A 5,990-nucleotide genomic window follows, 5' to 3' on the forward strand; every position below is an offset into this window, starting at 1 on the left:
GTCGAGGGCGGGGCGGACCCAGGGGGAGGGCGCGGCGCGGTGACGTGCGGGCCTCGATCCTGGCCCTGCTGAAGGACCGGCCGATGCACGGCTACGAGATGATCCAGGAGATCGCCGAGCGCAGTGGCGGCGCCTGGAAGCCGAGCCCCGGCTCGGTGTACCCCACCCTCCAGCTGCTGGAGGACGAGGGCCTGATCAGCAGCGCCTCGGAGGGTGGCAAGAAGCTGTTCTCGCTCACCGACGCGGGCCGGACGGCGGCCGAGGAGGGGCCCGAGGCCCCTTGGGAGGAAGCCTCCCGCGGGGTCGACTGGGAGGCCCTCGGCGAGATCCGGCAGGCCGGCTTCGGCCTCATGGAGGCCTTCGGGCAGGTCTGGAAGACCGGCAGCAAGGAACAGCGCGAGAAGGCGCTCACCGTCATCAACGACGCCCGCAAGAAGCTGTACCTGATCCTCGCCGACGAGGACTGACGGCCGTACGGCCCGACGAGTGGGGGCGCCCCGCCGATGATCCGGCGGGGCGCCTTCCGCCGTCGCGCCCGCTCAGGCCGTCGTCGAGGCCAGCCCGTCCAGCTTGCGCAGGGACTCGGTGAGGGCGGCCGTCGCCGAGTCCTTCAGCTTGCCCGCCATGAGCGACACGGCCGCGCCCGTGAACTCGCCGTCGATCCGCACGCCCGTCGCATCGCCGTCGGGCGTCAGGGTGTAGCGGGTCACGAGGGCCACCGCCATCGGGCCCTTGCCGCGGATGGCCAGCACCCGCGCGGGTTCCAGCTCCTCCACGGTCCACTCGACCTCGGCCGGGAAGCCCATCAGCTTCATGTTCTCCTGGAAGGTCGCGCCCTCTTCCAGCGTCTTCGGGCCGCCCTGGGGGAAGTTGGTGTGGGTCGTGTTCCACTCCCCGTACGCGGACCAGTCCGTGAGCTGTGCCCACACCTTCTCGGCCGGTGCCTGGATGCGTGCCTCCGCGCTGACTTCGGCCATGCGACCACCTCTTCGTGTCCGGCGACTCGGGCTGCGGTGCCGCGGAACGTAGCCGCAGCGGCGCGAACATTCAAGGCTGACGAACCGTCAGTTATCTGAGGTGTGTGGACCCACAGAGAGGTGGGCCCTCAGACACGTGGGCCCTCAGACACGTGGGCCCTCAGACACGTGGGCCCTCAGATACGCGAACCGTCAGAGACGTTGCCGGCTGCCGGACCGGCTCACCCGCCGAATCTCCGCCGCGTCGAACAGGTCCCACGCGCGCGGGAACGGCCCCTCGTCGTGACAGTGCCAGGCCTCCCAGAACAGATCGGCGGGCAGCGCGTCCTCCGGGGCGTACACCCGGTACACATACTGTCTGCCGTCGACCGCGGCCAGGGCCACCAGCCAGCACCCGCTCTCCATGTCCGTGAGACGTGACCGCGGGCGCCCGCGGTTGCCCCGGGGGCGCGAGACAAGGAGGCGCGCGCCCCTGGGGCGAAAACGGCCTGATCTCATCCCCAAGGAGGAGATTCCGGCCCTCCTCGTCCGCTCTGTGTGGGACGCGAAGATGGTTCCCGCCGGGGATGACGCGGCCGGCCGGGACTGATGGGGTGGGAGATGTGCAACCCCGTATCCCCCGGCAGCCGGTGCGCGACCACGCGTTCCGCGCCATGGAAGACGACGCCGGGCTCAGTGCCGAGCTGGCGGCGGCGGTCGACGGCGCGCGCCGGCGGGCCGTGCGCGACGGGGACCGGCAGATCGACACCGCGCACCTGCTGCACTCCCTCCTGGAGAACGATCCCGAGGTGCGCGCCGCCTTCGGCGGCGGCCCGCAGCTCGCCCGCCTCTTCGGCTATCTCGTCCAGCGCAGCATCGGCTACGGCCTGCGCTGGCAGGGCGGCGTGGAGGACTCGGGCGCCGTGCCCGTCGTGACGACCGTCGAGGGCTTCTCGCCGCTCGCCTCCACCGCGCTGCGGCAAGCGCGCGTGCGGGCCGCGGCGCGCCCCGGACCTCACACCCCGGACGCGGGGCGGCCCGCCTACGGCGACAGCGCCCGCGGTGTCGATCTGCTGGCCGCCGTCCTCGCCGACCCGCAGACCCGTGCCGTCGAGGTGCTGGGCCGGGCCGGCATCGACCCCCTCGTCGTGTGCGCGCGGATCGAGGACGGCCTCGCCGGACACGCCGAGGAGGACGACGCGCCCTGACGGTGCGGCCCGGCTCCTCCCGTCCAGCCGCTGAGACAGGTGTCAACGGGGGTGACGGTCATGTCTTCGCCTGTCATCATGTGCCGGTGCGTACGTCTGTGAGCAGTCAGGTCAGTCGCGGGAAGGGCATCGGGCTCTCTCTGGCGATCGGGTCGGCCATCGCCTTCGGCGGGTCCGGAGTGGCGGCGAAGCCGCTGATCGAGGCGGGACTCGACCCGCTGCACGTGGTGTGGCTGCGGGTGACGGGCGCGGCCCTGGTGATGCTGCCGCTCGCGGTGCGCCACCGCGTGCTGGTGCGTCGCCGTCCCGCGCTGCTCGCCGGGTTCGGACTGCTCGGCGTGGCGGGCGTCCAGGCGTTCTACTTCGCCTCCATCTCCCGCATCCCCGTCGGCGTCGCGCTGCTCGTCGAGTACCTGGCGCCCGCGCTCGTGCTCGGCTGGGTGCGGTTCGTGCAGCGGCGGCCGGTGACGCGGGCCGCCGCGCTCGGTGTGGTCCTCGCGGTGGGCGGGCTCGCCTGCGTGGTCGAGGTCTGGTCGGGGCTCGGCTTCGACGCCCTCGGCCTGGCCCTGGCGCTGGCCGCCGCCTGCTGCCAGGTCGGCTACTTCGTCCTCTCCGATCAGGGCAGCGACTCCGGCGATGACGCCCCCGACCCGCTCGGCGTGATCGCCTACGGCCTCCTCGTCGGCGCGGTCGTCCTCACGGCCGTCGCCCGTCCCTGGAACATGAACTGGTCGTTGCTCGCGCACTCCGCCGCCATGGACGGCACCGACGTACCGGCCTGGCTGCTGCTCGGCTGGATCGTGCTGATCGCCACGGTCGTCGCGTACGTCACCGGCGTGGTCTCGGTGCGCCGGCTGTCCCCGCAGGTGGCGGGGGTGGTGGCCTGCCTGGAGGCGGTCATCGCGACCGTCCTGGCCTGGGTGCTGCTCGGCGAGCACCTCTCGGCGCCTCAGATCGTCGGGGGCGCGATCGTCCTGCTGGGCGCGTTCATCGCGCAGTCGTCGACCCCCGCCAAGGGCTCCGCGGACCCGGTGGCCGCGGGCAGCCCCGAGCGGGAGCTGTCCGCCCGCGGCACGACGACCTGAGGCGGTCCCTGAGCTGAGCCGCGCCCGGCGGACACGCCGGGCGCGCCGTCGTACGGTCAGATCGCGGGCCCGCGTCGCAGCAGGTGCTCGCGGGCCGCCGCGTCCCCCGGACCGCCACGTGCGTCGAGGCCGGCGGCGATGCGCTCGCGGGTCTCGGCGGGCCGGTGGCCGGCGTACTTGAACTTGGCCCGCACGCCGCTCACTTCGAGCCGGATCCCCCGGATACCGGAGAGCAGACGGCCGTACGGCACCTCGCCCGCCGCGACCCGGGCGGAGCCGCCCTCCGGCTGGAAGTGGCCCAGCTGCCGGTTCAGCAGGGCGGCCTTGGCGTCCGGGTCGTCGACCAGGTGGGCCGTGCAGCGCAGTTGGACCGCCGCGTAGAAACTCGTCGGGGTGCCGTGCTCGGGCGGCGCGTCCGGAGGTGCCTGCCAGGGGCCGGGTATGTAAGCGTGGTCGTCGACCACGCTCAGCACGACCTGCGGGTCGGCCTCCAGCGCCGCCCACACGGGGTTCGGCCGGGCGAGGTGGGTGACGGCCTCGCCGCGCTCGGCGTCGTAGGCGAAGTGCAGGGGCTGCACCCACGGTGGGTCGCCGGGAAGGCCGTTGCCGGCGAGCTGGCCGAAGTCGCGCACGGCCAGCCAGTGCCGCCACTCGGAGTCGTCCTGGGGCGCGTCCCAGGGATGGATCAGCATCACAGCGTCCCGAGGTAGGCGGGGAGTGCCGTGCCGGGGAGCAGGTCGGCCTCGGGGAGCGGGGTGCCGTAGCCCTTGCGGAGGGGGACGACGCCAGCCCAGTGGGGGAGCGTGAGGTCCTCGGGCTCCTCGTTCACGCCGCCGGTACGGGTCTTGGCCGAGACCTCGTTCAGGTCGATGCGGATGACCGCGGTGGCGGCCAGTTCCTTCTTGTTGGCCGGCCGGGAGTCGGCGGCTCGGCCGGGGACGACGTGATCGACCAGGGCGTCCAGGGCCGCGAGCTTCTCCTCGGGGTCGGTGACGTCGTGGGCGAGGCCGTGCACCACGACCGACCGGTAGTTGATCGAGTGGTGGAAGGCCGAGCGGGCCAGCACCAGTCCGTCGACATGCGTCACCGTCAGGCACACCGGCAGTCCCGGATCCGCCTGCCCGGTCATGCGCAGCGGGCGCGAACCGGTCGAACCGTGGACGTAGAGCGTCTCGCCGACCCGGCCGTAGAGCGTCGGCAGCACGACCGGCGCGCCGTCGCGGACGAAGCCCAGGTGGCAGACGTAACCCTCGTCGAGTATGGCGTGCACCAGGTCCTTGTCGTACGACGCCTTCTGCGCGGACCGGGTGGGGACCGTGCGGTCGGTCGGTGTGTAGGCGGCGGGTGACGTCGTCGGCTGTGCGGTCCCCTGCGGCTGCGTGGTCCCCTGCATGGCGTTCTCCATTGCACTAGTGCATAATCGGCTTTGTGCTAGGAGAGTATCGGATCACAGGACGGCGTGCAGCCGACATTTCCGCGAGCGTCGAGCAGGCGGTGGGCACCGGTGAGCTGGCCCCGGGCCAACCGCTGCCCCCGATGCGCGAGTTGGCCGAGCGGCTGGGGGTGAACCCGAACACCGTCGCGGCCGCCTACCGCACCCTGCGTGAGCGCGGGGTGATCGAGACCGACGGCCGGCGGGGCAGCAGAGTGCGGTCCAGGCCGGCCACGACCGGGCGCGAGTTCATCCGCGTGGAGGTCCCGGCGGGGGTGCGGGACGCCTCGGCGGGCAACCCGGACACAGCGCTGCTGCCCGCGCTCGGGCCGGCCTTCGCCTGGGCCGCCGCGCAGGGCGACCGGGAACCGGTCCTGTACGGACACGATCCGGTCGAGCCCGAACTCGCGCGGGCGGCCCGCGCCGAGCTGGACGCCGACGGGGTGCCGGCCGGGCCCGTGGCCGTCACCTCCGGCTCGCTGGACGCCATCGAGCGGGTGCTCGCCGCACACCTCAAGCCCGGCGACACGGTGGCCCTGGAGGATCCCGGCTGGGGCTCGCTCCTCGACCTCGTCCCGGCGCTCGGACTGCGCACGGTCCCGGTCGGCGTCGACGACGACGGGCCCCTGCCGCAGGACGTGGAAAAGGCCCTGGAGGGCGGTGCCCGCGCCCTCATCGTGACCGACCGGGCCCAGAACCCGACCGGCGCCGCGGTGGGCGCCGCACGCGCGCGTGCCCTGCGGGCCGTGCTGCGCCGGCACCCCGGCACACTGCTCATCGAGGACGACCACGGTCACCGGATCGTCGACCTGCCCCTGCACCCCCTCGCGGGAACCACCGGACACTGGGCCTTCGTCCGCTCGGTCGCCAAGGCCTTCGGCCCCGACCTGCGGCTCGCCGTCCTCACCGGCGACGAGGTCACCCTCGACCGGGTCCGTGGACGCCAGCGCCTCGGGCCCGGCTGGGTCAGCAGGATCACCCAGCGGGCGGTGGCGCGGCTGTGGGCCGACGGCGCGGTGGACACCCCGGCGGTCGCGCGGGCGTACCGGACGCGCCGGGACGCGCTGATCGCCGCGCTGGCCGAGCGGGGGGTCGAGGCGCGCGGCCGCAGCGGGATGAACGTGTGGATTCCGGTGCCCGACGAGACCGGGGCGGTGGCCCGGCTGCTGCACGCGGGGTGGGCGGTCGCGCCCGGCGCCCGGTTCCGGCTCGGGGCTCCGCCCGGCATCCGGATCACCGTCTCGACGCTTGCGGCGAACGAGGTGGGGCCACTGGCGGACGCGGTGGCCTCCGCGGTGCGGGTGGGGGG

Annotated in this window: 8 protein-coding genes; 4 read left to right on the top strand and 4 right to left on the bottom strand. The window is 73.8% G+C overall.

What is annotated here, in order from left to right; translation table 11 throughout:
- Positions 1-467, top strand: a 467-nt coding sequence (locus BZL64_RS35770) for a PadR family transcriptional regulator (RefSeq protein ID WP_086773214.1), incomplete at its 5' end; no start/stop codon positions are given.
- A 72-nt stretch (positions 468-539) separates the two neighbouring features.
- Here BZL64_RS35770 and BZL64_RS35775 read toward each other — a convergent pair.
- Positions 540-977: a type II toxin-antitoxin system Rv0910 family toxin gene (locus BZL64_RS35775; protein WP_086773210.1), complete on the bottom strand. Its 438-nt coding sequence runs from the start codon at positions 975-977 to the stop codon at positions 540-542.
- A gap of 192 nt (positions 978-1,169) precedes the next feature.
- Positions 1,170-1,382: a hypothetical protein gene (locus tag BZL64_RS35780; protein ID WP_190046824.1), complete on the bottom strand. Its 213-nt coding sequence runs from the start codon at positions 1,380-1,382 to the stop codon at positions 1,170-1,172.
- 197 nt (positions 1,383-1,579) lie between these two features.
- On the opposite strand from BZL64_RS35780, the gene BZL64_RS35785 reads away from it, so the two are divergent.
- Positions 1,580-2,164 (top strand): Clp protease N-terminal domain-containing protein, encoded by a 585-nt coding sequence (locus BZL64_RS35785; protein ID WP_244205722.1) that lies wholly within the window; start codon positions 1,580-1,582, stop codon positions 2,162-2,164.
- Between the two features lie 80 nt (positions 2,165-2,244).
- A complete protein-coding gene (locus BZL64_RS35790) occupies positions 2,245-3,249 on the top strand; it encodes an EamA family transporter (RefSeq protein ID WP_086773211.1) in 1,005 nt (334 codons plus the stop codon).
- Positions 3,250-3,305: 56 nt separating this feature from the next.
- Here the strand turns inward: BZL64_RS35790 and BZL64_RS35795 are convergent, their stop codons facing one another.
- Both BZL64_RS35795 and BZL64_RS35800 read right to left on the bottom strand, forming a co-directional pair.
- Positions 3,306-3,941 (bottom strand): FMN-binding negative transcriptional regulator, encoded by a 636-nt coding sequence (locus tag BZL64_RS35795; RefSeq protein ID WP_086773212.1) that lies wholly within the window; start codon positions 3,939-3,941, stop codon positions 3,306-3,308.
- The gene (locus tag BZL64_RS35800) at positions 3,941-4,642 is read right to left on the bottom strand and encodes a pyridoxamine 5'-phosphate oxidase family protein (RefSeq protein WP_086773213.1); all 702 of its coding nucleotides are present in this window, start codon (positions 4,640-4,642) and stop codon (positions 3,941-3,943) included. Before BZL64_RS35800 ends, BZL64_RS35795 begins: the two co-directional genes overlap by 1 nt.
- Positions 4,643-4,677: 35 nt before the next feature.
- Between BZL64_RS35800 and BZL64_RS35805 the strand changes: the two genes are divergently transcribed.
- Positions 4,678-5,990, top strand: a 1,313-nt coding sequence (locus BZL64_RS35805) for an aminotransferase class I/II-fold pyridoxal phosphate-dependent enzyme (protein WP_086773217.1), incomplete at its 3' end; no start/stop codon positions are given.

The organism is Streptomyces bobili, assembly GCF_002154575.1.
GTDB classification, from domain to species: domain Bacteria; phylum Actinomycetota; class Actinomycetes; order Streptomycetales; family Streptomycetaceae; genus Streptomyces; species Streptomyces bobili.

Coding starts and splice junctions, on each gene's coding strand:
- BZL64_RS35775 (WP_086773210.1), bottom strand. CDS start 977: ATGGCCGAAGTCAGCGCGGAGGCACGCATCCAGGCACCGGCCGAGAAG.
- BZL64_RS35780 (WP_190046824.1), bottom strand. CDS start 1,382: ATGGAGAGCGGGTGCTGGCTGGTGGCCCTGGCCGCGGTCGACGGCAGA.
- BZL64_RS35795 (WP_086773212.1), bottom strand. CDS start 3,941: ATGCTGATCCATCCCTGGGACGCGCCCCAGGACGACTCCGAGTGGCGG.
- BZL64_RS35800 (WP_086773213.1), bottom strand. CDS start 4,642: ATGCAGGGGACCACGCAGCCGCAGGGGACCGCACAGCCGACGACGTCA.